The organism is Amedibacillus sp. YH-ame6 (genome assembly GCF_053848845.1).
Genome location: NZ_JBSPEZ010000001.1, coordinates 335,836 through 361,935, shown reverse-complemented (window position 1 = coordinate 361,935; position 26,100 = coordinate 335,836). Strand labels below are relative to the sequence as shown.

Sequence of the window (26,100 nt, the reverse complement as noted above, 5' to 3'; positions counted from 1 at the left end):
TTAAGTCAGGGAAAAGATGGAAGTGGTAAGTAAGCTTATGTAGGTTTTCAAAAAAGATATGAGCAATGGAAATATGACTCTCACCAGGACGATAAGAATCACAATGATTATGTTTAGAAGCAAGTTCTTTTTTAGCGAAAACAGAAGAGTCTTTAATCAAAAAAATCACCTATAGATAGTATACTATATCTACAGGCGAAATTTAATCTTTTGGAATGTCCTTCAGGACATCTTTTTTATTTAGATGGGCTGTATTAGACGCTTACTTTATAATGACCGCGCTTTGCTCCTTCTGATTTGTTCGTTTTATATTTAGCGGTCAATTTATATTGAACAGTTTTATTAAAACAAAAAATTGTTCTATTTCTGAATCGTTTATAATTTTTAACACCATTTGCATTTGCCTCTAATTTATCTATTCTTCCATTCAAAGACTCCATAGGTCCATTTGATATTCTTTTTCCATCCACTCGTGTAAAAGAATTAATAATCTCTTCCTTCCAATTTTGAAGTAAAGTAATAAATTCGGAATACTCAGGGATGTCTGCCAAAATAAAATCATGAATAATCTCATTTAGTTGAATTCTACAATTATTTTCTGTAGCTAAATCATTGAAAGATAGATAACGATTCATTAGATCATATGCTTTATGAAGCTCTTGAGATATTTCTAGTTGGAGGTTGAACAAATTTCTTAGATTTACATACCTTTTTAATCGATGATTAAATTTAGCTTGATTGTCTAATTCAATAGATTTTTTTATAAGCAACCAATTCCATTTTTTAAAAGGTAATACGTATTCGAATTAGTTTCATATTGATTCATAATACGAATGCGTAAAGATGTAAAATCTTTTGTTAAATGTTCGACTACATGAAAACTATCAATTAAAACTAACGCAGACTTAAAACGTCGATTGATTACGTCTTTATAAGGCTCCCACATATCTATACAGACATATTTAACATTATTTCTTTCTTCCATAGGGATCGCATCAAAATAGCGAAGTGAATCTACTTTGAATCGAGTAGGAAGTACCTCTATGAGATTGGACGACTGGAAATCCATCATGACACAAACATATGCAGATGAGTACGCAATCATAGGAATATGAATTTCATCTATGCAAAGAATGCGCGGGAGAGATATACGATCAATATTCACAAAAGAGTCGAATATCTTTATTACTTCTGTGTTAGAAATATGGAAATTAGAGGCGACATCACTATAAGTCACTCTAGGGTTACGAAGTACCTCCAATACATCAATCTTAATTTGTGTAGAAATTCTATGAGCAGAAACAGAAAAAGGATTGTATTCATAAAAGGTGGTTTCACAGTTCCTACAAACAAATCTGCGAGCTTTATAATGAATTATTTCAGTAATGTTTCGTAAAGCTGCATGTTTAATAATACGTGTTCTGTACTCCTTTATATGGAGCTCAGACGAAGAGCAGTTAGGGCAAATACAAGGTTTAATTCGAAGTGTAATATAATGATGAATAACTCCATTATCTTTAACAACTTCATAAGAAAGAATCATGTCCTCTGTTAAATTGAAAACATGTGTGATAAAATCATTTAAGGGAATATTCCCAACTCCTTTCGTAATAGATTAATTGGACAAATTAATTCTATCATGAAAGGTTTTTTTAAAAAGTACAACCCTACAAAAGTTTAGAGGCATAAAAATATTGACCCTATGAAAGTTTATAGGTACCCCTAGACCCTACAAAAGTTTAGAGTTCTGATTTTATTTTTGAAAATAGTAGCCACACAAAATGTTAAAGGCTAAAATAAATAGCAACTACAGAATTTATAGCGTAGCCACACCCACGCACTAATTTATTGCGCCCTGTTTTACAGGGTCTTTTCTTTTGGTATACTATAAGAAGAATGAGGGTAAGCGTCAAATACAGCACATCTAGAATAACAATAACTCCTGTAGGATAATATATTCAACAGGAGGTGAAGTCAATGCCAGTAAAATATGATTATGATTGGGAAAAGCTACACAAAGAACAGCAATTATCAGGATTGAATATGAAACGATTTGTAGAGAGCGTAGTCTTCCTTATAAGAGTTTCAAGAACCATAAATACTAATTTATAAACAAAACTGCTGAAGTCAGTATTGTACCAGTGAAATGCGAAGGACAAAAAAGAATTTCATTCGTAATGAACGGAGTTTCTTTATCAGTAGATGCTTCATTGGGTGATGAAGGACTACGCAAAATCATGAAGGCATTACAATGATACACTTTCAGGAGATAGCACAAATATATATGGTTAAAGACTACACTAATCTACGAAAAGGAATCAATGGCTACGTTTCCCTGATACAGGATAAACACCATCTTAATCTTTTCCAGGATTAGTTGTATATCTTCTGTAATTGACACTATAATAAAATCAAATGTTTATACTGGGATGGGAATGGTTTTTGGCTTTTATATAAACGCTTAGATAAAGGACATTTTAAGTGGATCAAGAATGAAGATGGAACGATTATTCTTACACACCACAGTTTTAATATTTCAGTACTCTGACTGCATTGTGTTAATGAAGTAATGACAGTATGTCAATCAACTGGCGACACTTTTTTGTCTATTAGGAACTTGTATAGTAAGCGCAAAATAAAAAAATGGTAAGCGTCTAATACAACCCATTTAGAAATTAAAGAAACCATCATCTATACTATGTTTGTAAAAAGGAGATGATTTTCAGTATATGATTTTCAATTGTTGTGGAATTGATGATGAATAGGGTGAGGGTGGGAAGACAAATTCCATCGATATCTATCATTATCATTATAATCCATATAACCATCTATTAGACGGTCAATTTTTTGAATGTTTTACATTCACTGATATCAAGTCCATCTTTCATATGTCCAAAAAATGATTCTTGAGGTGCATTGTCCCTGCAGTTTCTCCTGCGTAAATTGATTGCCTCAAATTTTAGTTTTTAATAATTCTCTAAATGAAATACTTGTATAATGACAACCTCGATCTGAATGTATGATTGTTTCTATAGTAAGCGTTACTTGATGCACTTTCATAAGTAGCTCTACTGTTTCTAACACGAAATCAACTTCCAGTGATGCACTTGCTACAAAAGAGAATACTTGATTTGTATATGCGTCTTTCATGACGGATATATATGCTTTTTGATTATTTCAATAAATAGATAAGTAATTTCTGTTAGTATTACATTACGTGGAGACTGTTTGAAATTTCTTTCTACCTCGTTTGGCGAAATTGTATCACTATTCATCGCTTTCGCATTCTACGATAAAGATTTATTTTATGAATAGGGCATGTTAAGCCAAACTTCTTCATTAAGCGTTTTATTTATTTTTATTCATCCGTATTCCATCATGCAATAATTTCATGTAGATTTTTCTTATACCTTTGTCATAGCCTCGATACTTACATGCGTTTAATATCTTTTCAAATTCTTCTTTATCTTTTTCGTCTTTCCTTTTCACTTTTCGAAATCTTTGATCCATTTCAATTCTTCATCAGAATGTTGCCTAGGATGATGAAGAGGCTTATGAGAATGATCAGCTAAAGAGTGGATATCAACATCAAAACGATGAACCCAGAAATAAACAAGTTGTAGAGTTATTTTATAACGTATGGTTGTTTTTGTAGCGCCAACAAGCGCAAAATATTTTACAAGAGATAAACGAAAGCGCATATCTTGCTTTTTGTTAATACTTTTGTATCACATCTATTGTAAACCAACAATATAGAGGACTCCTTAGAAAAATAACCTTTACTTCATTAGTATATATGTTAAAATAATAGATGAAAATTTCATGTTATGTAGTTATTACATAATGTAGTTATTACATAAAGAAGTAGTGAGCATTAAAGGAGAAAACTTTGAAGAAAATATTAAAGGGAATATTAGCACTTATGAAAAGTGAAGGAAGTAAGTACATAGTTGTAGGTCTGTGTACAACACTAGTGAATTTAGTAGTGTTTACTTTTCTGAGTGAAATCATGAGTTTGGATGTTACAATTAGTAATATTGCTTCAGTATTTATATCGATTTTGTTTGCTTATATCACAAATAAAATTTACGTATTTAACTCAAAGAGTGTAGCTTTTAACGACGTATTTCAAGAAATGGTTAAGTTTATTGGCGCGAGGTTGTTTACTATGATAGTTGAAGTGGGTGGTGTATTTCTTCTAGCTAATATTATAGGGCAGTTACCAATGATCGCGAAATTGGAAACGCAAGTAATCGTAATAGTGGCGAATTATTTTATTAGCAAGTGGTTCGTATTTAAATAATTTTAAATTCTATAGTTAGGAGGATATAGCTATGAGGCCTATATTATATATGATAATACCATGTTACAACGAGCAAGAAGTATTGCCCATAACCGCAACAATGTTTTTAGAACAGCTACAAGAAATGATAAAAAAAGATTTGATAGATAAAAAAAGTAGAATATTATTCATTAATGATGGCAGTAAAGATGCTACATGGGATTTGATTTGTTCTTATGCAAAAGAAGATGAGCATTTTGTGGGAATCTGCCAAAGTAGAAACAGAGGGCATCAAAATGCTGTGCTTGCTGGTTTGATGGAAGTTAAAGATATATGCGATGTAGCAATATCAATAGATTGTGATGGGCAAGATGATATAACCGCAATGAGTGAAATGGTTAAAAAATATCACGAAGGTTGTGATATCGTCTATGGTGTTAGAGATTCAAGAGAATCTGACACATTTTTTAAGCGTTTTACTGCCCAAACATTTTATAAAATATTAAAAATAATGGGAGTGGAAAGCGTGTATAATCATGCAGATTATCGTTTAACTTCATCCAAGGTATTAAAAGAGTTTGCAAACTTTAAAGAAGTAAATTTATTTTTAAGAGGAATGTTCCCTCTTGTGGGTTTTAAAAGCACATCTATTTACTATGAGAGACATGAGCGTCTAGCAGGTGATAGCCATTACCCATTAAGCAAAATGCTTTCTTTAGCTTTTGACGGTATAACAAGTTTGAGTATAAAGCCAATACGGTTGATAACAGGTTTTGGGTTGATTGTGTCAGTTCTGAGCTTTTTAGCAGTTATTTGGGCTATTGTTACGTACTTTTCCGGAAACACGGTTGCAGGATGGGCAAGTAGTGTGTGTATCATCGGCTTGATGGGAGGAATACAACTGGTTAGTTTAGGTATCATTGGAGAATATATTGGGAAAATATACTTAGAAACAAAGCAAAGACCACGTTATATCATAAGTGAGCGTACATATGAAAAAGAATAAAATTTACAAATTTGTAAAAAAACACAAATTTGCTTTTTTGTCTTTTTCAATTTGTTTGTTTATAGGATTTCTATCTTTTGCTTATTTTATATATAAAGGGAATGGAGCGTTTACTCTACGTGGAGATTTCAATTCACAACAATTAACCTTTAACATGTATGCAAACGATGTTTTAAAAAGTGGTTTTTCGCAGTGGTCCTGGAATACAGATTTAGGAACCCAGTTTGTCGGAGCTTTTAGTTTTTATAATCTAGGGAGCCCCTTTTTCTGGGTAAGTTTAGTATTTCCAAGCTCTGCATTTCCTTTTATTGTAGGTATTTTATACATGCTAAAATATGCAGTAGCTGGATTACTTTCTTATCTATTTTTAAAAAGGTTTGTTTCGAAGAAAGAATATGCAGTACTTGGAAGTATTCTTTATGCTTTTTGTGGGTTCCAAAGTACGAATCTAATGTTTAATCATTTTCATGACGTTGTAGCGCTTTTTCCTTTATTATTAATTGGAATTGAAAAATTAATCACAGAAAAGAGAAAAGGTTTTTTTGTAGTTGCAGTATTTTTTAATTGCCTTTTAAACTATTTTTTCTTTATTGGTGAGGTTTTATTTTTAATTATTTACTTTATTTGTCGTTTTCATTCAGATATTAAGACAATGTTAAAGAATATCGGTATATGTATGATTGAAGGATTGTTAGGAATAGGGTTAGCAGCCTTTCTTTTTGTACCATCAATCATGTTCATTTTAAATAATCCGAGGGCTGGTTTTAGCACAGAAGGAATATTTGCTCTCACTTTTTCCAAAACAGAATATTTGGCAATGCTAAAAAGCTTATTGATGCCTGGTGAAGTAATGTTTCGTCAATCTGCAATTACATCCATAGATTGGAGTTCCACCTCTTTATACCTCCCTTGTGTAGCTTGTAGTTTAGTGATTGCTTATGTCATGAAAAAAAGAAATTGGATAACAGCTATGATAATTATTTTAGCAGTTTGCAGTGCTGTACCATTGCTTACAGCATCATTCTATGGGTTTACTGCCATATATCACCGATGGTGGTATATGTTTATTATCATTATGGTTTTAGCTAGTATAAAAGTGATAGAAAATCGTCGTGAATATCCAATTAAGACTTCCATTTTAATTAGTTTAGGTGTACTAATTTTATTAACTATGTATATATACCCGGACTTAATCCTTAGAAAAAACGTATTCTTACTCTACCTAATGATGTCTATGATGGGACTTATTATATTATTTATTTTAGATTATATGAAAAATGATAAAAAATTTATTAAAATGCTTTTAGTATTTGTCTCTTTGTTTTCTTTTGCTAGCACCGCTTTTAATATCTTTTTATACCGACAAGGGAGTTCAACGAGTGAAGAAATACTTAAAAAAATAAATGATAGTTATAACTTGAAAACTTATGATATGCAATATCGTTACGCAATGTATGATAATTATACAAGTTTTATTGGAAAGCAAAAAAATATATGGTCATTTGATTCAACCATATCGCCTACTATTTTAGAATTTAATCAAGCATTCGGATTTGAGCGTACATCAACATCGATGCGCTATGAGGAAGTCCCATATCTAGAGGCCTTGCTAAGTGGAAAATATAAAATCACAGACGATGCAAAGCAAGAGAATATCATAGATAAGTACTCAAGTAATGAAGGTACTAATTATGTAGTTGAACAAGAAGCGTTACCAATAGGCTTTTCGCAAAATGCATATATTCTTAAATCAGAGTTTATGAATATCAAGGTAGAAGATCGAGCGAAAGTCGCAATAGCAGCATTGGTAATTGACGACGATAATAAGAATACCATAAAAGGGTTATCAAAATATACGTATGATAATTCTGTAAACAATGTTTCATTTATGGGGGATAAAGAGAACCTAGAAAATTTTGAAATTACAAATGATGGTTTTCGAGGAACGATTTCATTGAGTGATGTCAAATCTTTATTTTTTAGTATTCCGTATGATAATGGTTGGAGTGCATATGTGGATGGTAAAGAAGTTGAAATTTTTAAGTCTATAGGAATGATGGCGTTAAAATTAAATGAGGGAAATCATAATATCAAATTTACATATTCAACACCAGGTATGTTTACTGGTATAGTAGTGAGTCTTGCGAGCTGTTTGTTATTTGCATTCTACATTATACTTAATAAAAAGTTGCATAACAAGCATATAAATTGCTAAAATCAAGATAATCTATAGACAAAATATGCAAGAAAGTATATTATTTATAGATTATTGATATTAGAATAATAAATAGAGGTATAAAAATGATAAATCAAGAGAATAAGAAAATAAGTTTATATTTGATACTAGGAACTGTATTTTTTGCGTTATTTGGCTATATAACATCCATTAACAATTATGTAGGATCTATTCTAATCCTTATAGAAGCAATCGTGCTATATTTTGTTTTTGCAAAATGGAACGACAACTTTATGTCATTATCGGCTTTATATACTGGTATATGGCTAGGTACAATTGGATTAGCTAATCTACAATTACTAAAATATCAAAAACCTTGGGTAAGCGAAACATGGATTTATGTTGTCTTGGCATTTTTTATTTTTAACGTAATGATATTGCTTGGTAATCGACTAGGTGATAAATCATCTGATAAAGTAGCAAGATGGTTACAGACAGAGAGAAAATCGTTTAAATTTGAAGTACAAAATAATCGTATATATTATATTTGTGTAAGTATTACAATCATTAGTTTTATATGTTTACTTTTAACTTGGAAAATCGTCGGGTTTTTACCATTTTTTGTGACGAATGATCCAGCTGCTTATTTAAAGTTTTATACAAAATTCCATTTGATAACACAGGCATCCACGATTATATCTGGTTTGTGTTATTACGCTATTAAAAAGTGCGATTTAACGAAAGCCAAAAAAATCATTTTATATATTTGTATATTTTATTTAATATTCTTTATGCCTATAATCGTAGTTGCTAGAGGGATTTTTATTTGTTCTGCATTATCATTGACAACGGCAGTATTTTTCCTAAATGGAAAGAAATTCTTCATATTGATACTATGCCTTGCATTTACTTTTGGTGGATATGAATTAGGGTCTTTTGGAAGACACTACTCATCTAAAGCACTAGACAGCTTTTTTGAGCCTAAAGAATTAGGTGGAGAAGAAGGTGATGTAGAAGTTAACCCAAATGATATACAAGCTAAGTTTAAATTACCTCCGAAGGCAGCATTCTTATATTCTTATTTTACAGTTAGTCATGACAATTTTAATCTTGCAGTAAGAAAAGCAGAGGATTACACATACGGTGTAAGACAGTTACATCCATTCAAATTCGTTCTGAAACGCGTTTTTGGTGAGTACGACAAGAATTATGAATTTTATAAAATTAAACCTAGTTTAACTACTACAAATTTTTTAGGAACGAGCTTTTATGACTTGAGATACATCGGAGTAGCGCTGTTTCTGAGCATTTGGGGATTTGTGTTTGGAATCATCGAAACATTGTATCGTAAAATAAAACACCCAATTTTGTTATTAGTTCATGGGAATAATTTATCACCAGTTTTCTTGTGTTTCTTTTCCGCATTTGTAAATCAAGTTAGTTATTGGATGTATTTGGCTGTTATAATTTTATTATTCTTCTTGGTTTGTTATAAGAAAAAGAAAGTGAACTAGCATATGATGAAATTATCTATAATAATTGTTAGTTATATAAACGAGGTAGTCTTAAGGGATTGCCTTTTATCAATTGATAAATATAATGATATGATAGGCGAGTCTGAAATTATAGTGGTAGATAACTCTCCTACACTTGAGTTGTTTAATAATATAAAAAGAGATTTTCCAAGTATCACTGTTATTAAAAATGAAAACAAAGGGTTTGGTCATGGTAATAATGTAGGTTGTGAACATGCAAATGGTGAATATTTACTCTTTTTAAACCCTGATACTATTCTGATTGAACCAATTTTTAAAGAAGCAATTAGAAGAATAGAAAAAGATAACAAAATTGGAATGGCTGGGATGAAATTGTTGAATGCAACCCTAGGAATGAATATGTCATTTCATTACTTAGAGGAAAATACATTTTTACGCGCGCAGTCAAATAAGATTTGCAATAAAAAGAACATCTTCAAGCAAGAAAGTATGTATATCAGTGGGGCAGATATGTTAATGCGTAAAGAAACCTTTGAACTTGTTGGGAGGTTTGATGAAAAGTTGTTTATGTATTTTGAAGAATCAGATTTAACGAGACGTTTACATTCTCGAGGGTTTTATAATTGTTTTTTTGAAGATTTACATTTGATACACTTAGAAGGTGCATCAACAGAAGGACAAAAAGTGAATCGTAAAACGATTGAGAGAGAAATGGATAGTTATATGTATTATTGTGGAAAGTTTGATATTGATTTTCATAAACAGATACTCAAAAAGAGAAAGTATGCTAAATTTAAACAGTTATTATATTCTTTTAAGAAGAGCACTATGGTAGAATATTATGAAGTGGCAATCTCGGTATATAACGATTATTTGAAATAATAGGAGGAACTACAATGAAAGAACCTTTGGTAAGTGTTATTATTCCTGTGTATAACGCACAGAATTATGTTTCTAATACTGTTTCCTCTATATTGAATCAAGACTATAAAAATATAGAGATAATATTAGTGAACGACGGTAGTAAGGATAATAGTAAAGCAGTGATTGAAGATCTAATAGAAAAAGATTCTCGTATTTCCTTAATTGATCAAGAAAATATGGGGGTATCGGAGACACGAAATAGAGGAATAGAAAATGCCAAAGGTGAATATCTTATGTTTGTGGATAGCGATGACTTTCTTAAAGCGAATGTACTGAAAGGAATGGTAGATTCGCTTCCAAGTGAATGCAGTATGTTGTTTGGCGGTTATGCAATGATGAAAGGAAATTTCAAAGATAAAAAGTCTGTTCAAGAATTCGCACCATTGAGTAGTGAAATAATAATTCCAGAAGACATTAGGAATATTTATGATGTTTATTATTTGAATAAAATTTTTCTATCCATCTGGGGAAAGCTCTATCGTACGGATATTATCAAACAGTATAATATACGATTTAAAAAAGATTTTAAAATCGGTGAAGATATGCTTTTTATTCAGGATATTCTAACATTAGATTATCCAGTTTATTCATATGATAAGATACTTTATGAATACATGCTATCTACTTCCAACTCAATTACAAAAACTGGGTCATTGTCTCGAATCACGAATGCAGAACAATTATTGTACAAAAGTTTATCATTTGCTAATGATTTGAAAATTGATAAAGATAAAATGGAAATATTTCCTAATTATTTTTTAAGAACTTGTTTTGTAACAATTGAGAATAGTTCAAAGACAGATCGTAAAGAATTAGTGAGAGCTATACTTCAAAATGATAAGCTAAATGACATTCTAAAGAATTTTGAATTTAAATTTTCTGAAGATAAACTTTATAAACTAATCTTGCAATCAAAAAGTTATATATTAATCAATCTATTCACGGCATTTCGTAAAGTTGTGAAAAGACTCGTAAAGTAAAGAGGAAATAAGGATGACAAATGTTATATGGATTTGGAGATTAATCGTTTGTTTTTTATGTAAATACATTCCGAAGAAAAAAAATAGAATTGTATTTGGTGCGTGGTTTTCTCAACGATTTTCAGATAATTCTAAATATCTATTTACATATATGTATGAAACATATGGTGACAAATTTGAATATGTTTGGATTTTAAAGGATCCATCAATCTTCCCTGAAGAGTATGAGAATGTGACCGTTTTAAAGAGGGGAAGCTTTAAAGCATGGTTTTATTGTGTAACTTCAAAAATTTCAGTCATGACACATGGATATAAGGATTTCTCGGAGTATAATCTTGTGAGAGGTTCCTATATGGTGATGTTGTGGCATGGAATTGCTTGGAAGAAGATAGCTTATGATACAAGAGATATCAATCGTAATGGTATACGGCATAAATTAATAAAAAGAGTTGAACAGTGTGACTTATACATAGCACCATCTGATGTCTACAAATCCAGTTTGTTAACTGCTTTTGACTTGAACGAAGATAAAATACTTTTAGTCGGACAACCAAGAAATGTTTTATTCTATAGCGAAGATTCATTAGCAGAAGCGAGGAAGGCTTTATGCAACATAGTTTTAAAAAAATATGAAGTAGATATGAGTGAAGGTGTTATAATTACGTATATGCCAACATTTAGAGACCAAGTGAAGAAACAGAATGAGTTTTTACTAGCCGAAGATATAGAAAAGATTGAGAAAGAAACTGGAAAAGAAGTCTTTATAATTAACAAGAATCATTTTATTGATACAGGATACTGTCATAATGATTATCATATTTTTCAAGTGGATGATATTGATACACAGCTATTGTTAGGGGCAAGTGATATATTAATTTCTGACTATAGTAGTTGTATTTTTGATTTCTTAGTACTAAATCGTCCGATTATCCAATATGTCTATGATTATGACTTTTACAAGAATAAAGATCGTGGTTTGTATTATGATATAGAGCAAGTAACTTGTGGGGACACACCTAAAAGTAAAGAGGAATTGTCTCATTGTTTGGCGAAGAACATAAAGGATAATATATGTAATAAAAAACAACGAAAAGAAGTTTTCGAATTTATTTCAAGTTTTGAAAGCAAGGATAGTTGTGCTATAATAAGCACATGTGTATTTAAGAATATTGGAATTTCTTAAAGAAAGGAGTCAATATGAAGTTAGCCAAGAAAATCACTTTTGTATATCAAGATAGTGCAGATTATCAAAACTATTTTCCTATAATCAAAGAAGCAGAAAATAGGGGCTATGAGGTGAAGGTAACACAAGACCCTTTCGAAAAATGTGAGATTGGTATGTATTGTCAACATGATAATTTCCCTGAGAATAGTAAATTTTCGGTAATTATGTTGCACGACATTATTCAAGGTTATGGACGTTGGCCTGATATATGGGCAAATGAACCATGGAATAAATATGATTTTGGAATTTTGCCAGGTCAAACATGGAAGGATTTGTGGGAACAGTCTTCTAAATCTTATTATACACGCCCTAAACATGGTGTATATGAAATAGGTTGGCCTAAAGCAGATATATTAAATAGCTTAAATAAAGAACAATTGAAGAAAGATATATTTGAAAAGCATCAAATGGATTTAAATAAAAAGACGATTTTATACGCTCCTGCTTGGGAAAATGATCATAAACAAGATGACTTTGTACAATCGCTCAAAGACTTAGATGTTAATCTGCTAATTAAGCATTATCCATTTGATCCGAAAACATCGGCAGCATATAAGGAATGTTATGATGAAATGCAACACATGTATGAATTGCACAAGGACATACCAAATGTAACGATACTTGACCCTAAGACGAATATAATGGAAGTAATTGCAATATCTGACATCTTGGTATCAGAGGAATCAAGTACGATGTGCGAAGCGGTTATGTTAGGGATTCCTGCTGTTTCCGTTAGTAATTGGTTGATTCCAGATCAAAACCCTAAACGTTTTCCTGAAACAGATTATGATTTCGTGTTAAAAACATCAAAAGAGAATTTAAAGAGTTGTATTGAGAATATCTTAGATAACTATGATACATATCAAAAGGAAGCTATTGATTATTCTGCTAAGAATTTTAAAAATACAGGTAAAACTGCCATTATGATCATGGACATCATCGATGAATTTCGAGAAACAGGAAAGAGCTCATTTCCAACTTTATCACCTTTAAATAAAGAAAGACTGCCTTTTTCTAGATATGTTAAAGTAAAGGATCATGATTTTAGAATACGCTTCGTACATAAATGGTCTAAGCAAAATCTGTTCATCAAGAAATTGTTGTTGATTTACCGAAAGGTAAAAAGTTAATATGAAAAAACAAATATTTAAAGGAAATTTCGGAAAACTAGCGAGTGATATAATTGGTCGAGGATTTACTGAAGTACTAGGGGCAATCACATCTACTATTACGTTTGCAATTCTTGCGCGTTCTATGATAAAAAGTGATTACGCTGTTGTTAATCAGCTAACAACCTTAGGGGTATTATTAGCCCCTATCTTACTAGTGAAAATGAACAGTGCTTTTTGTGTGTTTTTTGCAGGAGAACCTAATAAAGAAAAAATAAAATCTAGATTTGTCACTATTTGTTTAACAATCATCCCAATTGGATTGTTGTTAATTGGAATTTTAAATGGATTTAATGATTATTTTTCAATTTTAATGTTTAATACTCCTGAGTATGGAAATGTAATGTTTACAATGTCTTTATATTACATACTTTTGGCATTCTCTACTTTGTTTCAAGATTTCTTTAGAGCAATAGGAGATATAAAGGTTTCAAACTTTAATACGACAGTCAAAAATGTGTTGAAGTGTCTTATTCTAGTTCTTGCTTATTTTTTTCGTTATGAAATATCGCTAGAATTCGTTTTGTGGATACACTGTATTATTGAATTAATTTCGATTTTTATGATACTTATCCCATTAAATAAATATTTCAAAGATATTCCTTTTAAAATCGAATGGAAACCACTAAAAAAGTATTATATATATGCATTACCATTAATGCCTTATTTGATTTTAAGTTGGGTGAATTCACAAATAGGAAAATTCATTTTGAACCATTTGATGGGATTAAATGATTCAGCTGCATATACTTTTAATTATTCACTCGTAGTGAGGCTGTTTATCTTAAATACAGTGTTGAGCTATACTATTATGCCTCATATTTCAAAATATTGGAATATGGGAGACAAAGCTATGGTTTCGTCTTATCTGACAAAGGCCTTTAATTTAGGTATAATGATAGGAATACCCTTGTCATTTGGATTGATAAGTGTTTTGCCAACAATAGTTTCTCTATTGTCGGATGGTAATTATGTAGCAATGCCTTTTCTATGTTTCATTTTATGTTTAACAATGTTATTTAATATGATGTTCAATATTTTTAGTTATTTGATTGACTTAACAAGAAAAACAGCATGGTTCACATTTATTTTATTGATTACATCGGTTATAAATATATCTTTGAATTATATTTTAATACCCTTATGGGGATTAAATGGCGCAGGAGTAACGATTCTTTTTACTTCCCTAATACAAGCTATTCTTACTATTATCATTGGTATGAAAAGTGCGAAAATGAAGTTGCATATTAAAATCGAGTATATTATACGTGTGATAGTATTTTCATTGTTGATGTATGGCGTTGTAACATTTATATATAATGATTCAGGTTTATTGAACTTTGTCTTTAGTATTGCGATTGGACTTGGAGTTTATTTTGGAGGTTTCTTTCTCTATTGCAAAATGACTAAAAGGAAGCTTTTATAGAAAATAATTTAGAAAAGGTGTGAGAAATCACACCTTTTCCTTTTAAATAAGGTTGCCATTACAATTTCTTAAGAAAATAAAGATTGCTATAATGTAAGTAATACTATAAAATTATTGCGATAAGGATTTATATTTTATTGGAGGGCTTTAATATGAAAAAAAAGGGGATAACGTACTATTTAACTTCAAAAGGTTTCATTTTGTCCTTGCAAGCGATTGCTTCGCTTTTACTATTTTACTTTGTATTCCACTTAAATGTATTACCAATGTTATATTTGGTGATATTCGGTAGTGTCATAATAGTTTTATTTCTTCTTTTCTTTTGGCTTTCTTCAAATCAAAAGAAAAATCCAATTAGATCAGGAATAGCTAAAATTTTGAGTCTTTTGCTAAGTATTTGTTTAGCTGTATTGAGTATTTTTGTTTATCAAGGAGATAGTTTTTTATCTGGATTTGGTATGAAGTATGATGTTCATTCTGTCAGTGTTATTGTTATGAATGAAAGTGAATTTAATGACATTAAAGATTTAGAAAATAAAAATTTTGGAACTGTTGTAAAAACAGGTGGAGTTATTATTGCTAATGCTGTAGAAAATATTGAAAAAGAGTTATCTTTAAGTATAACGATTAAATCTGCGGATTCAGCATTGGATTTAACTCAGCAACTTTATGATGGTAAGATAGATGCGATTATATTAAACGAGAGCAATCGTACCATCATTAAGGAGAAGTATAAAGACTTCAATAGTAAAACAAAAATCATTTATAAAACAGAGATAAAAAAAGAAATTGAGAATGCAAACGATGTAGATATTACAAAAGAAACCATTTCAGTATTCATAAGCGGGAATGACATGTTTGATGATTCTGAAGAAGAATCAGAACGAAGCGATGTTAATATAATAGCGACAATAAATCCAACTACTAAACAAGTTCTAATTACATCCGTACCTAGAGATTCTTATGTAACATTAGCATCTTATGGTGGTTTGGATAAATTGACACACGCAAGTATTTATGGACTAGATGAAAGTGTGGCTACTTTAGGAAAATTCTTCAATGTTGAAATTGATAATTATTTCCGAATCAATTTCAGTTCTTTAGTAAGAATTGTAGATGCATTAGGTGGAGTAACTGTTGAAAATCCTGTAGCTTTTACAAATAGTTATGAAGCTTCAAGCGGATTTGGAATACATAATTTCCCAGTTGGTTCTCTAGACTTGAGTGGAAAAAAAGCACTGATATATTCAAGAGAAAGAAAAGTGTTTGAAGATGGAGATAACATGCGTGGAAGAAATCAGCAACGTGTATTATCAGCAATCATCAATAAGGCAACTTCTCCTGCAATCATAACTCGCTATTCTGGCCTTCTACAATCTCTTGAAGGATCATTTGAGACAAATCTAACAGATAAACAGATCAAGTCTTTTATTCAAATGCAATTAGGGGATATGGCTAAATGGGATATACAATCTGCACAGTTACTAGTTACAGAAGGTATGTCAACAGAATGTTTTAGTGCACCAGGACAAGAATTATATGTAAGTTATCCTGTACAAGAATCGGTTGATTATATTTCTTCATTAATTCATAAAATGGAGAATAATGAGAAAATTGTAGCTACCGAAACAGCTGACACAGATACAGTATTTAAAAATTAGATATATTAAGAGAGCAATCTATTATAATTCTAATAGATTGTTTTATCTTTGAAAGGTTGGGATAATATGAAAAAAAATCAAGCATTTAAAAGATTAACATCTAGACGATTTTTGAGAATCATCCAAGCAGTGGTTTCTTTATTGTTGATATTCTCAGTCTATCGACTTAACATGCTTCCTATGTTATATTTTATGATCTTTGTAGCAATAGTTTTACTCCTTTTCTTATTGCCATTTTATATGATGCGGAAAAAAAAGCAAAAAAATAAAGGGGGATCAAGGATTGCAATTGGTAAAATCATTAGCATTGTATTAAGTATACTATTACTAATTATGAACATTATGGTGTTTAAAGGAAATAGCTTTTTGAATAGTATTGGTTCAAATTTTGAAACGCATGTCGTTTCCGTAATTGTGTTAGCAGATAGCAATATAGAATCTTTGGATAGTTTGAAATCAGAAAATTTTGGAATAACTACAATCGGTGGGGGTGGAGTTATTGCGAATGCCATAGATACCATTGAAGATGAAGTAGAAGGTGAAATTAATACCAAAGCCTACAAATCCAATGCAGAATTAGCAAATGCATTGTATGAAGGAAAAGTTTCATCGATTATATTGAATGAATCGACACGTTATCTAATTTTGCAGGAAATGAGTGATTTCACATCAAAGACAAAAGTCATTTACAAAACGGAAATAAAAGAAAAAATTGGCAATACAGATTCAAAAACCGACATAACAGAAGAAACAATAAATATATACATTAGTGGTGCTGATGTTTTCGAAGGACAAGTTGAAGAAGTAAAACATGGGGATGTTAATATTATTTTGACTGTCAATCCTAAAACGAAACAGATTTTGATGACTACGATACCTCGCGATACATATGTTGAATTAGCATCTTTTAAAGAAATGGACAAATTGACTCATGCAAGTATTTATGGTATGAATGAAAGTATCAATACATTAAATAATTTCTTGGATTGTAAAATAGATTACTATGTAAGAATAAATTTCACTTCATTGATGAAAGTGGTTGATGCCGTTGGTGGTGTTACTGTTGATAATCCTGTAGAATTTACTAATGGATATGAATCTTCTAGTGGGTATGGGTTTCACCATTTTGCTGAAGGACCAATTGAATTAGATGGAAAAAAAGCATTAATCTATTCAAGGGAACGCAAAATTTTTGCTGATGGAGATAATATGCGTGGTCAAAATCAGCAACGAGTTCTAAAAGCGCTTATACATAAAGCAAGTTCTCCTGCAATTATCACACGTTATTCTAAAATATTAGATTCTATTTCTGGGGCATTCGAAACAAATTTAGAAGAATCACAGATAAGATCTTTCATTCAAATGCAATTGTCAGATATGGCAACTTGGGACATTCAAAATGAAATATTATTAGTGGAACCATCTGAATCTACGGAAAGCTACAGTATGAAGGGAAGTTCAATTTATGTTTCTATTCCAGACGAAGATTCTTTGAAAAAAATTCAAAAGAATATCAAACTAATGGAAGATGGGAAAAAAGTAAATTTGATAAAAGATAATCAATAAAAATTAATTAGTTCGAGAGAAGAAATTATGCCAAGATAATAATTTCTTCTTTTTTATCCTATTTCTTAATAAAATATAAGTACACAATTGTTCATTTATATGCTAATATATTTGTTGTATATAACAAAAGAGGGATAAAAATGAAAAAAATCGTTATTTTCTTACTGATCTTAGCTTCGCTATTGACATTTGATGTAGTGAAATCAGAACAAGGAAGCATTATTATATATTCAAGCTTAGAGCAATATAGGACAGAAGAACTCCAAAAACAACTAAGTACTAGATTTCCAAGTGAAGATATATTGGTTATGTATGTATCTACTGCAAAGGCAGCCGCTAAAGTAAAAGTAGAGAAAGAAAATAGTGACGCTGATATAATCGTAGGCTTAGAAACTTCCTATTTAGAAAAAGTTAAGGATAGCTTACAAGATCTATCTGGTATTAAGGAGCAAAATTACCTACCAGACCTAACAATGGGTAAGCATGATAACAAGTATTTGACATGGGAGCGCCAAGCAGGTGCATTTATTGTGAATAAAGAGGTATTGAAAAAGTATAATTTGCCAGCTCCAAAAACTTATGATGATTTATTAGATCCTAAATATAAAAATTTGATTTCAATGCCAGATCCTAAGACAAGTGGCACAGGATATTTCTTCTATAAGAGCCTCGTGAATGAACGAGGTGATGAAGGAGCACTTGCATACTTTGATAAATTAGAAAAAAACATAAAATCATTTACTGAATCTGGTTCTGGTCCAGTTAAGTTACTAATCCAGGGTGAAGTTGCTGTTGGATTGGGTCTAACTTTTCAAGCGATGAATGAAATAAATAACGGCTCACCATTTGAAGTTGTATTTCCTCCTGAAGGTTCTCCATATTCATTAACAGGTACTGCGATGATAAAAGGGAAAGATAGTGAGAAAGTTAGAGAAATATTCGATTTCATCACAAATGATTTCTTCATTTATGATAAAGAAAATTTTTCACCTGAGCAAGTATTAGTAAAACAAAAAAATAATATCAAGAATTATCCTACTGATATACCGTATGCAAATATGGATGGGATTCAAAAAATTAGTGAAAAAGAGAGGTTATTAAGCAAATGGAAATATTAAATAATGAAATAAAATTATCCGTACAACAGTTACACAAAAACTATGATGGAAAAGATGTTCTAAAACATATATCTTTCGATGTGAAAAATGGAGAATTTTTAAGTGTCCTAGGACCAAGCGGTTGTGGTAAAACAACTTTGCTACGTATATTAATAGGTTTGGAGACGCAAACTGATGGCATGATTCTATTGGATGGAAAAGACATTACAAATTTAAAGCCTAATGAAAGAGGAATGGGCATAATATTTCAAAACTATGCTTTATTTCCAAATATGACTGTTTTTGAAAATGTAGAGTATGCTTTAAAACTAAAACCAGAATTTCGAAATAAGAGCAAAGCGATAGCTGAAACAACTCTTGAACAAATTGGAATGATGGAGCATAAAGATAAAAAACCTAGTCAATTATCTGGAGGACAACAACAGCGTGTTGCCATTGCGCGTACATTGGCACTAAACCCTAAAGTAATTCTTTTAGATGAACCAATCTCGGCATTGGATGTTACTAATCGTGAAATTATGAAAAGAGAATTAAAAGAAATTCAAAGAAAATTTAACTCCACAATGATTTTTATTACGCATGAACAAGAAGAAGCGTTTTATTTATCAGATCGTATTATGGTAATGAGTGAAGGAAATATAGAACAATTAGATACTCCAAAGAATATATATGACCATCCGGCAAATCAATATATAAAAGATTTTGTGATTGCACACCTTGATCAGAAGTTTGAATCCTTATTGAAGTGTACAGGGAAGGATACTTATGAAAAATAGGGGATTCAATGGATTAAAGATACTCATTTGTGTATTTCTATTATTAAGTGTTGTTTTTCCACTTGTTACATTATTACTTAACATCAATATCAATGATATCAAAGAAGTTACTTCATCAGCACAGTTTGGAGGAATGATAACGAATTCATTGATTGCGACTACCATTGCTACAATTTTTTCAGTCTCTATCGCTTTTGCACTTGCTTGGTGTGTAAATCGTAGTAATATACGTTATAAATCTATCTTTTCTATGCTTTTTACATTACCTATGTTAATTCCATCTATTTCACATGGGATGGGGTTGGTATTGTTGTTTGGAGATAATGGCTTAATTACAAATTTTCTAGGTGTGAATATTGGGCTATATGGTTTTCCAGGAATTATCATTGGATCAGTTCTATATTCATTTCCTGTGGCATTCTTAATGCTTACAGATATATTTAAATATGAAGATTATACTACATATGAGGCAGCTCAAGTATTAGGATTGAGCAAAAAACAACAGTTGCTTACCATAACATTGCCTAATATGAAAGGTGCATTGATTTCTGTTATCTTTGCAGTGTTTACAATGATTTTTACAGATTATGGTGTTCCTCTTGTTGTTGGCGGTAAAATTATGACCCTTCCAGTCTATATGTATAGAGAAGTAATTGGATTGTTAGATTTCTCAAAAGGAGCAATCATTGGTGTCATATTATTAGTACCAGCGTTCATTGCATTTATTTTAGATTTTAAAAATGAAAATGGTGGAAATAGCAGTACTGTTACGAAGGCTTATCAAATACAAAAGAATAAGAAAAGGGATCTTTTTAGTTATATTGTTTGTGCTATGACTGTATTCTTGGTATCTCTTCCAATTATTGCATTTATTGTTTTATCATTTGTAAAACAATATCCTATTGATATGAGTTTTTCTTTAGCAAATGTACAGGATGCGTTTAATCTTGGAGTAGGTATGTATTTGAAGAATTCATTAGCGATTGCTCTTGTTACATCACTGTTTGGTGTGTGTGTTATTTATTTTACAGCATATATTACAGCACGATCAAAAAGAACATTTTCAAATGCTGCATTACATTTGATTGCTATGGTATCGCTCGCGATACCAGGTGTTGTGCTTGGTCTTTGTTATGTTATATTCTTTAAAGGCAGTTTCATATATGGTACAATCATGATATTGATTTTAGTCAATACCATTCACTTCTTTGCCTCTCCGTATTTAGTTGCATATAATTCCTTAAGTAAGTTCAACGAAAATTTGGAAGATATTTCGGTGAGTATGGGAATCAGTAAGATAAGAATGTTGTTAGATGTATATGTTCCATGTACGAAAGAGACAATTATTGAAATGTTTTCCTATTTATTTGTAAATAGTATGGTAACTATTTCAGCTATTTCTTTCTTAGCAAACTTTAGAAATATGCCACTTGCATTATTGATACCACAGTTTGATTCTCAATCGTTAATTGAAGCCACTGCATTTATTTCAGTTATAATTTTATTTGTAAACGGCATTTTGAAATTGTGCATCTATGTGGTGAAACGCTATGCTAGAAAATTAGATGATTCAAAATGATATGAATTTTAATGGAAAAGAGGAAACAGTATGAATTTAACATTAACTCAATTTGAAGTTTTAACAAAAATCGAGCGTCATCAAGATATGAAACATTCACAAAGAACTCTTGCTTCAGCTCTTGACCTTTCTTTAGGTGTGGTTAATAAAACAATCGCCGAACTTACAGAATTAGAATTAATTCGAGCATTAGGTAATAGTCATTATGATGTGACATTAAAAGGATATGAGTGGTTAGAACCACATCGTGTTAAGAAAGCTGTGTTTATGGCAGCGGGCTTTGGTAGTCGCATGGTTCCTGTAACTTTAAATACACCAAAACCACTTATCCAAGTACATGGAAAACGAATCATTGAAACTTTATTAGACGCAGTACTTGCAGCGGGTATTCATGATATTACAATTGTACGAGGATACTTAGGAGAACAGTTTGATGTGCTTTTAAAGAAATATCCAATGATTAAATTTCTTGAAAATCCAATTTATAACGAAGCGAACAATATTTCGAGTGCCTATGTCGCAAAAGATATTCTAGCAAATGCATATGTCTTAGAATCTGATCTTGTGTTATATAACCCAGAACTTATTAGAAAATATGAATATGCATCAAACTATATGGGAATGAAAGTAGACGTAACGGATGATTGGTGTTTTGAAACGAAAAAAGGGATCATTACGAAAGTGAAGGTTGGTGGAAACAACGTTCATCATATGTTCGGTATATCTTATTGGACGAGTGAAGATGCTCAAAAGCTTTCTGCAGATATAGATGCAGTCTTCCATATGCCAGGAGGTAGAGAAAAATATTGGGATGAAGTTGCGCTTAGAGAGTGTATCGATCATTACCAAGTTCTAGTGCGTCCAGTACAAAAAGATGAAATTATAGAAATTGATACCTATAATGAATTGAAACAAATAGATCCAATTTATAACGTTTAAGAATAGAAAAGGAAGGACTTCATTACGAAACCCTTCCTCTTTTTATAGTTCATCAATCAATGTAATAATATCTTTTATTGACATCAATGTATCATCGACTTCTTTTGCTCTATGATTTTTAAGGATGTTTACTGCTGTATCCTGCATAGCAGGGAAAGCACTTCTGGTAAGTTGGTTGGCATAGATTACGATATTCACACCATGTTGTGCAAGTTCCTCTTCACTAACGGTGTTATAAGAAGTAGGTACTACAACGATAGGAGTATCTTTATCTTGTGCGCGGAACTTATCACAGAATTCAAAGATTTCTGCTGGATCTTTTTTACGAGAATGAATCATAATGCCATCTGCACCAGCATCAACATAAGCAAATGCTCTATCTAATGCATCTTGCATGCCTTTATCAAGAATCAAGCTTTCAATACGTGCAATGATCATAAAGTCATCACTTAATTGTACATTTTTACCTGCTTTGATTTTCTCGGAGAAGTTTTCGATAGTATCCTGTGTTTGCTCTACATCATTTCCAAATAAAGAGTTTTTCTTAAGTCCAGTTTTATCTTCAATAATTACAGCTGAAACTCCCATTCTTTCTAAAGTACGTACATTGTATACGAAGTGTTCAATCAAACCACCAGTATCACCATCTAATATAATCGGCTTTGTAGAAACATCCATTACATCATCGATTGTGCGCATTCTTGAAGACATATCCACAAGTTCAATATCAGGTTTTCCTTTTGCGGTTGAATCACAAAGACTACTAATCCACATAGCATCATATTGATCAAGTTCATCTCCGCGTTCAACAACTGTTTTTTCCGCAATCAATGCAGTGATACCACTGTGTACTTCTAGTGTCTTCACGATTGGACGCATTTTTAATAATTGTTTTAGACGTTTTCTTCTGAATTCAGGCATAGATAGTTTATCACGCATGACTTTATCCGTATGAAGTACGGATTCACTTCTTGTGTACGGTATTTCAATTAACTCTCCCCCCCATTCATTAAGTGTCTTAATTACATTTTCACGAATAATGTGTTGTTGGTTATCCTTCCAGTTATCACCATGAATAACATAGTCTGGTTTAAGCTTACGCAGATTAGACGTATAAGATACACTATCTTGTAAGATCACTTCAGCTACTCCATCCAAACTTTTGATTAGTTCAACTCGTTCTTCTTGAGATATAGTAGGGAAACGATCGAATTTAACCATCGCTTCATCTGTTAAAACCCCAACAGTTAATGCTCCATATTTCTGTGCTTCCTTGATAATATTCAAATGGCCTTCATGAATAATATCAGTACTCATACATGCGTATACTTTTTTCATTTTAATCTCTCCATTTCGTTATGTGATTCATAAAGTTTATTTTATTCTCAACTGCAGTTTCTTTTGGACGTCCTAAATCACCTCTAGCGCCTAATGCAACCTGTACTTCAATATAGTGAGGGCCATCTACGTTTACACATTTAGATAGTGTGTTTGTTAATTCATCTAGATTTGTAACAGAACTTGCACTTTTATATCCACATGCTTGTGCAATCTTCGCAAAAGATACATGTTGACAATTGGTAGGCATGCCTCCCACAGATTCATGTGCTTCATTGTTCAATGTAACATGAATAAGGTTTGTACATGGTTGATTCGCAAGAAATGCCATAGAGCCCATATGCATCAATGCTGCTCCATCTCCATCTAAACAATATACTTTGCGTTCTGTATTCTTCATTGCGATTCCTAACGCAATCATACTTGCATGTCCCATGGATCCAACGGTTAAAAATGCACGTTCATGATTTCCAAATAATGCATCGCATTGTTCATATACTTCGCGAGATATTTTACCTGTAGTAGAAACAACAATATCCTCTTCATTTGTAAAAGTAAGAATATCTTTGATTGCTTCTTCTCTGTTATAGGGATAAGGATTTTCAAAATGAAAAGCTTCTGCTTTATCAAAGGTATCCTTTTTCACAATAATTGCATATTGTTTGTTTGCCTCTAACTGTGATTTCGCTTGTTTCAAAATCACGTTCATTTCTTCCTCTGTGCTTTCTTTGCTAATGCAAGCATGAGGGATTTCTAGACATTTCATTAAAGGTTCAGTGATTTCTCCTTGAAACTTATGTTGAGGTTCATCTTTGATACCTGGTTCACCTCGATAGCCAATGATAAATAGCATTGGAATATCATATACCTTTTCATTTATTAAGCTAGCGATTGGGTTAATAGCATTTCCAATTCCACTATTTTGCATATAAACGCAACTTGTTTTTTTATCACCTAAATACAATCCAGCAGCAAGTGCTACACAAGCACCCTCATTTACAGGCACAAAGTGATGCTCATTGGAAACATGTAAATTCAAATAATCACAAAAACTCTTGAGTGTAGAATCTGGAACACCAATAAAGTCTTCTATTCCAAGATTTTGTACATTTTTTATAAATTTTTCAATATTCATTTTGCATACCCCTTGTAATTGTCCAATAGTTGTTTAAAGCGTACGATATCTTCATCCATAATGTGACCAATATTTCCTATACGAAATGCATCAATGCCAGGAAGTTTTCCACTATATAGAAGGAATCCATGTTCTTTGAAATACGCATAAAAATCATCGAAATTAAATCCCTGTGGATTTAAATAGGTGGTAATAACAGGAGACTGTATGAATCTATCCACCAATATATCAAACCCATGCATAGACATGGCGTCATATATTTCTTTTTGAATGTGATAATATCGTTTTGAACGACTCACAATTCCACCAGCTTCTTCGAGCTCTAAGATTGCTTCTTGTAGGGCTAAGATAACATGCGTTGGAGATGTAAAACGAAAAGATCCGGGTGAAATTTCCATATCATAATACTGCGCATATAAATCCAAAGAAAGACTATGACTAATGTCTTTACATGTATCTAATAATTCTCTTCTCGCAAATACGATGGCGATTCCAGGAACCCCATGCATACACTTATTAGAACTAGTGATTAGATAATCAATTCCAAGTTCCTCTATGGATATTTCAACACTTGCGAAGCTACTCATAGCATCCACAATGCTAATTTTGCCATGTTTGTGAATGATCGCTTGGATTGCTTTGATATCATTTAGTACTCCTGCCGTTGTTTCACAGTGTATATAAGCGACATGTGTGATATCTTCTCGCGCTATTTCTTTTTCTATATCTGTTATTGGAAGTGCTTCAATCATAGAAAAAGATTTTAATACATATGGTACGTTTGCCTTTTTACAAATTTGTTCCATACGTTGTCCATAGGATCCATTCGCAAGAATCAAAAGTTTTTGATCTTTACGAATAGTACTTGTAAGGACACTCTCTACACCATAGGTTCCAGAACCTTGTAAAAGTACACAACTGTAGTTATCTTCCTTCGCATGAGCTAGCTGTAATAGAGAATGACGGATGTTTTGAACGATATCTTGGTAGTCTTTGTCTCTTGTACCCGCATCTACTTGCATGGCTTGTTTTACTCTAGTAGATGTGGTAAGTGGACCTGGTGTTAGTAATACACGTTGTTTCATAAGTTTCCTCCTGATTATAAGAAATGTTGCGTTTTGTAACATTTAATTCATAAATTGAACGTTAGGAATATTAAATTAGTGTTAATTTGTTCAATATGTTGCATTATATTCCTTTATATAAACAAAATCAAGCATTTATTTGTATATTTTGTTTTGTTTGTGGATATATTCGTTCATAATGAAATAAAATTCATCTTTCTATCTCTGTTCATTACTTTT

24 protein-coding genes are annotated in these 26,100 nt (G+C 31.5%); 17 read left to right on the top strand and 7 right to left on the bottom strand.

Features of this window, described 5'->3' with window-relative positions:
- Nucleotides 1-254: 254 nt before the first annotated feature.
- Together ACWG0P_RS01705 and ACWG0P_RS01700 are read right to left on the bottom strand one after the other, a co-directional pair.
- Nucleotides 255-770, bottom strand: a complete 516-nt coding sequence (locus ACWG0P_RS01705) for a transposase (RefSeq protein WP_455800196.1) — start codon at nucleotides 768-770, stop codon at nucleotides 255-257.
- Entirely contained in the window at nucleotides 761-1,543 is a 783-nt protein-coding gene (locus ACWG0P_RS01700; RefSeq protein WP_455800195.1) for a transposase, read from the bottom strand. The genes ACWG0P_RS01705 and ACWG0P_RS01700 overlap by 10 nt, the downstream gene beginning before the upstream one ends.
- 434 nt (nucleotides 1,544-1,977) lie before the next feature.
- Here ACWG0P_RS01700 and ACWG0P_RS01695 point away from each other — a divergent pair, with 434 nt between their 5' ends.
- Both ACWG0P_RS01695 and tnpB read left to right on the top strand, forming a co-directional pair.
- Entirely contained in the window at nucleotides 1,978-2,112 is a 135-nt protein-coding gene (locus ACWG0P_RS01695; RefSeq protein ID WP_455800194.1) for a hypothetical protein, read from the top strand.
- Between the two features lie 298 nt (nucleotides 2,113-2,410).
- Nucleotides 2,411-2,548, top strand: coding sequence for an IS66 family insertion sequence element accessory protein TnpB (gene tnpB, locus ACWG0P_RS01690; RefSeq protein ID WP_455800201.1), 138 nt, complete (start codon nucleotides 2,411-2,413; stop codon nucleotides 2,546-2,548).
- A 404-nt stretch (nucleotides 2,549-2,952) separates the two neighbouring features.
- Here tnpB and ACWG0P_RS01685 read toward each other — a convergent pair whose 3' ends face one another.
- Both ACWG0P_RS01685 and ACWG0P_RS01680 read right to left on the bottom strand, forming a co-directional pair.
- Complete coding sequence (locus tag ACWG0P_RS01685) at nucleotides 2,953-3,150, bottom strand: hypothetical protein (protein WP_455800193.1); 198 nt, start codon at nucleotides 3,148-3,150, stop codon at nucleotides 2,953-2,955.
- A gap of 335 nt (nucleotides 3,151-3,485) precedes the next feature.
- Nucleotides 3,486-3,701, bottom strand: coding sequence for a hypothetical protein (locus ACWG0P_RS01680; RefSeq protein ID WP_455800192.1), 216 nt, complete (start codon nucleotides 3,699-3,701; stop codon nucleotides 3,486-3,488).
- A 188-nt stretch (nucleotides 3,702-3,889) separates the two neighbouring features.
- Here ACWG0P_RS01680 and ACWG0P_RS01675 point away from each other — a divergent pair, with 188 nt between their 5' ends.
- The 15 genes from ACWG0P_RS01675 to ACWG0P_RS01605 all read left to right on the top strand — a co-directional run bounded on the left by ACWG0P_RS01675 (nucleotide 3,890) and on the right by ACWG0P_RS01605 (nucleotide 22,323).
- Complete coding sequence (locus ACWG0P_RS01675; protein WP_455800191.1) at nucleotides 3,890-4,303, top strand: GtrA family protein; 414 nt, start codon at nucleotides 3,890-3,892, stop codon at nucleotides 4,301-4,303.
- A 31-nt stretch (nucleotides 4,304-4,334) separates the two neighbouring features.
- Nucleotides 4,335-5,288 carry a glycosyltransferase family 2 protein gene (locus ACWG0P_RS01670; RefSeq protein WP_455800190.1) on the top strand — a complete coding sequence of 318 codons (954 nt, stop codon included), beginning with the start codon at nucleotides 4,335-4,337 and terminating at the stop codon, nucleotides 5,286-5,288.
- On the top strand, nucleotides 5,275-7,503 hold the full coding sequence (locus ACWG0P_RS01665) for a YfhO family protein (protein WP_455800189.1): 2,229 nt from the start codon (nucleotides 5,275-5,277) through the stop codon (nucleotides 7,501-7,503). Before ACWG0P_RS01670 ends, ACWG0P_RS01665 begins: the two co-directional genes overlap by 14 nt.
- 86 nt (nucleotides 7,504-7,589) lie before the next feature.
- Nucleotides 7,590-8,978 carry an O-antigen polymerase gene (locus ACWG0P_RS01660; RefSeq protein WP_455800188.1) on the top strand — a complete coding sequence of 463 codons (1,389 nt, stop codon included), beginning with the start codon at nucleotides 7,590-7,592 and terminating at the stop codon, nucleotides 8,976-8,978.
- Nucleotides 8,979-8,981: 3 nt separating this feature from the next.
- Complete coding sequence (locus tag ACWG0P_RS01655) at nucleotides 8,982-9,842, top strand: glycosyltransferase family 2 protein (RefSeq protein ID WP_455800187.1); 861 nt, start codon at nucleotides 8,982-8,984, stop codon at nucleotides 9,840-9,842.
- A 14-nt stretch (nucleotides 9,843-9,856) separates the two neighbouring features.
- A complete protein-coding gene (locus tag ACWG0P_RS01650; RefSeq protein WP_455800186.1) occupies nucleotides 9,857-10,864 on the top strand; it encodes a glycosyltransferase family 2 protein in 1,008 nt (335 codons plus the stop codon).
- 13 nt (nucleotides 10,865-10,877) lie between these two features.
- Entirely contained in the window at nucleotides 10,878-12,047 is a 1,170-nt protein-coding gene (locus tag ACWG0P_RS01645) for a CDP-glycerol glycerophosphotransferase family protein (RefSeq protein ID WP_455800185.1), read from the top strand.
- A gap of 14 nt (nucleotides 12,048-12,061) precedes the next feature.
- On the top strand, nucleotides 12,062-13,219 hold the full coding sequence (locus ACWG0P_RS01640; protein WP_455800184.1) for a CDP-glycerol glycerophosphotransferase family protein: 1,158 nt from the start codon (nucleotides 12,062-12,064) through the stop codon (nucleotides 13,217-13,219).
- 1 nt (nucleotide 13,220) lies between these two features.
- A complete protein-coding gene (locus ACWG0P_RS01635; protein WP_455800183.1) occupies nucleotides 13,221-14,684 on the top strand; it encodes a lipopolysaccharide biosynthesis protein in 1,464 nt (487 codons plus the stop codon).
- A 377-nt stretch (nucleotides 14,685-15,061) separates the two neighbouring features.
- Entirely contained in the window at nucleotides 15,062-16,345 is a 1,284-nt protein-coding gene (locus ACWG0P_RS01630) for an LCP family glycopolymer transferase (RefSeq protein WP_455800182.1), read from the top strand.
- 66 nt (nucleotides 16,346-16,411) lie between these two features.
- Nucleotides 16,412-17,911 carry an LCP family protein gene (locus ACWG0P_RS01625; RefSeq protein WP_455800181.1) on the top strand — a complete coding sequence of 500 codons (1,500 nt, stop codon included), beginning with the start codon at nucleotides 16,412-16,414 and terminating at the stop codon, nucleotides 17,909-17,911.
- A 140-nt stretch (nucleotides 17,912-18,051) separates the two neighbouring features.
- Nucleotides 18,052-19,029, top strand: a complete 978-nt coding sequence (locus tag ACWG0P_RS01620; RefSeq protein WP_455800180.1) for an extracellular solute-binding protein — start codon at nucleotides 18,052-18,054, stop codon at nucleotides 19,027-19,029.
- Nucleotides 19,017-19,805, top strand: coding sequence for an ABC transporter ATP-binding protein (locus ACWG0P_RS01615; protein WP_455800179.1), 789 nt, complete (start codon nucleotides 19,017-19,019; stop codon nucleotides 19,803-19,805). The genes ACWG0P_RS01620 and ACWG0P_RS01615 overlap by 13 nt, the downstream gene beginning before the upstream one ends.
- Nucleotides 19,795-21,384 carry an ABC transporter permease subunit gene (locus ACWG0P_RS01610; RefSeq protein WP_455800178.1) on the top strand — a complete coding sequence of 530 codons (1,590 nt, stop codon included), beginning with the start codon at nucleotides 19,795-19,797 and terminating at the stop codon, nucleotides 21,382-21,384. Before ACWG0P_RS01615 ends, ACWG0P_RS01610 begins: the two co-directional genes overlap by 11 nt.
- A 30-nt stretch (nucleotides 21,385-21,414) precedes the next feature.
- Complete coding sequence (locus tag ACWG0P_RS01605) at nucleotides 21,415-22,323, top strand: sugar phosphate nucleotidyltransferase (protein WP_455800177.1); 909 nt, start codon at nucleotides 21,415-21,417, stop codon at nucleotides 22,321-22,323.
- A gap of 42 nt (nucleotides 22,324-22,365) precedes the next feature.
- On the opposite strand, the gene aepX is transcribed toward ACWG0P_RS01605, so the two are convergent.
- From aepX to phnW, 3 genes are read right to left on the bottom strand one after another with little or no spacing between them, the layout of a single operon-like run.
- On the bottom strand, nucleotides 22,366-23,661 hold the full coding sequence (aepX, locus tag ACWG0P_RS01600) for a phosphoenolpyruvate mutase (RefSeq protein ID WP_455800176.1): 1,296 nt from the start codon (nucleotides 23,659-23,661) through the stop codon (nucleotides 22,366-22,368).
- 1 nt (nucleotide 23,662) lies between these two features.
- Nucleotides 23,663-24,796, bottom strand: coding sequence for a phosphonopyruvate decarboxylase (gene aepY, locus ACWG0P_RS01595; RefSeq protein WP_455800175.1), 1,134 nt, complete (start codon nucleotides 24,794-24,796; stop codon nucleotides 23,663-23,665).
- Nucleotides 24,793-25,881 carry a 2-aminoethylphosphonate--pyruvate transaminase gene (gene phnW / locus ACWG0P_RS01590; RefSeq protein ID WP_455800174.1) on the bottom strand — a complete coding sequence of 363 codons (1,089 nt, stop codon included), beginning with the start codon at nucleotides 25,879-25,881 and terminating at the stop codon, nucleotides 24,793-24,795. Before phnW ends, aepY begins: the two co-directional genes overlap by 4 nt.
- Nucleotides 25,882-26,100: the final 219 nt, after the last annotated feature.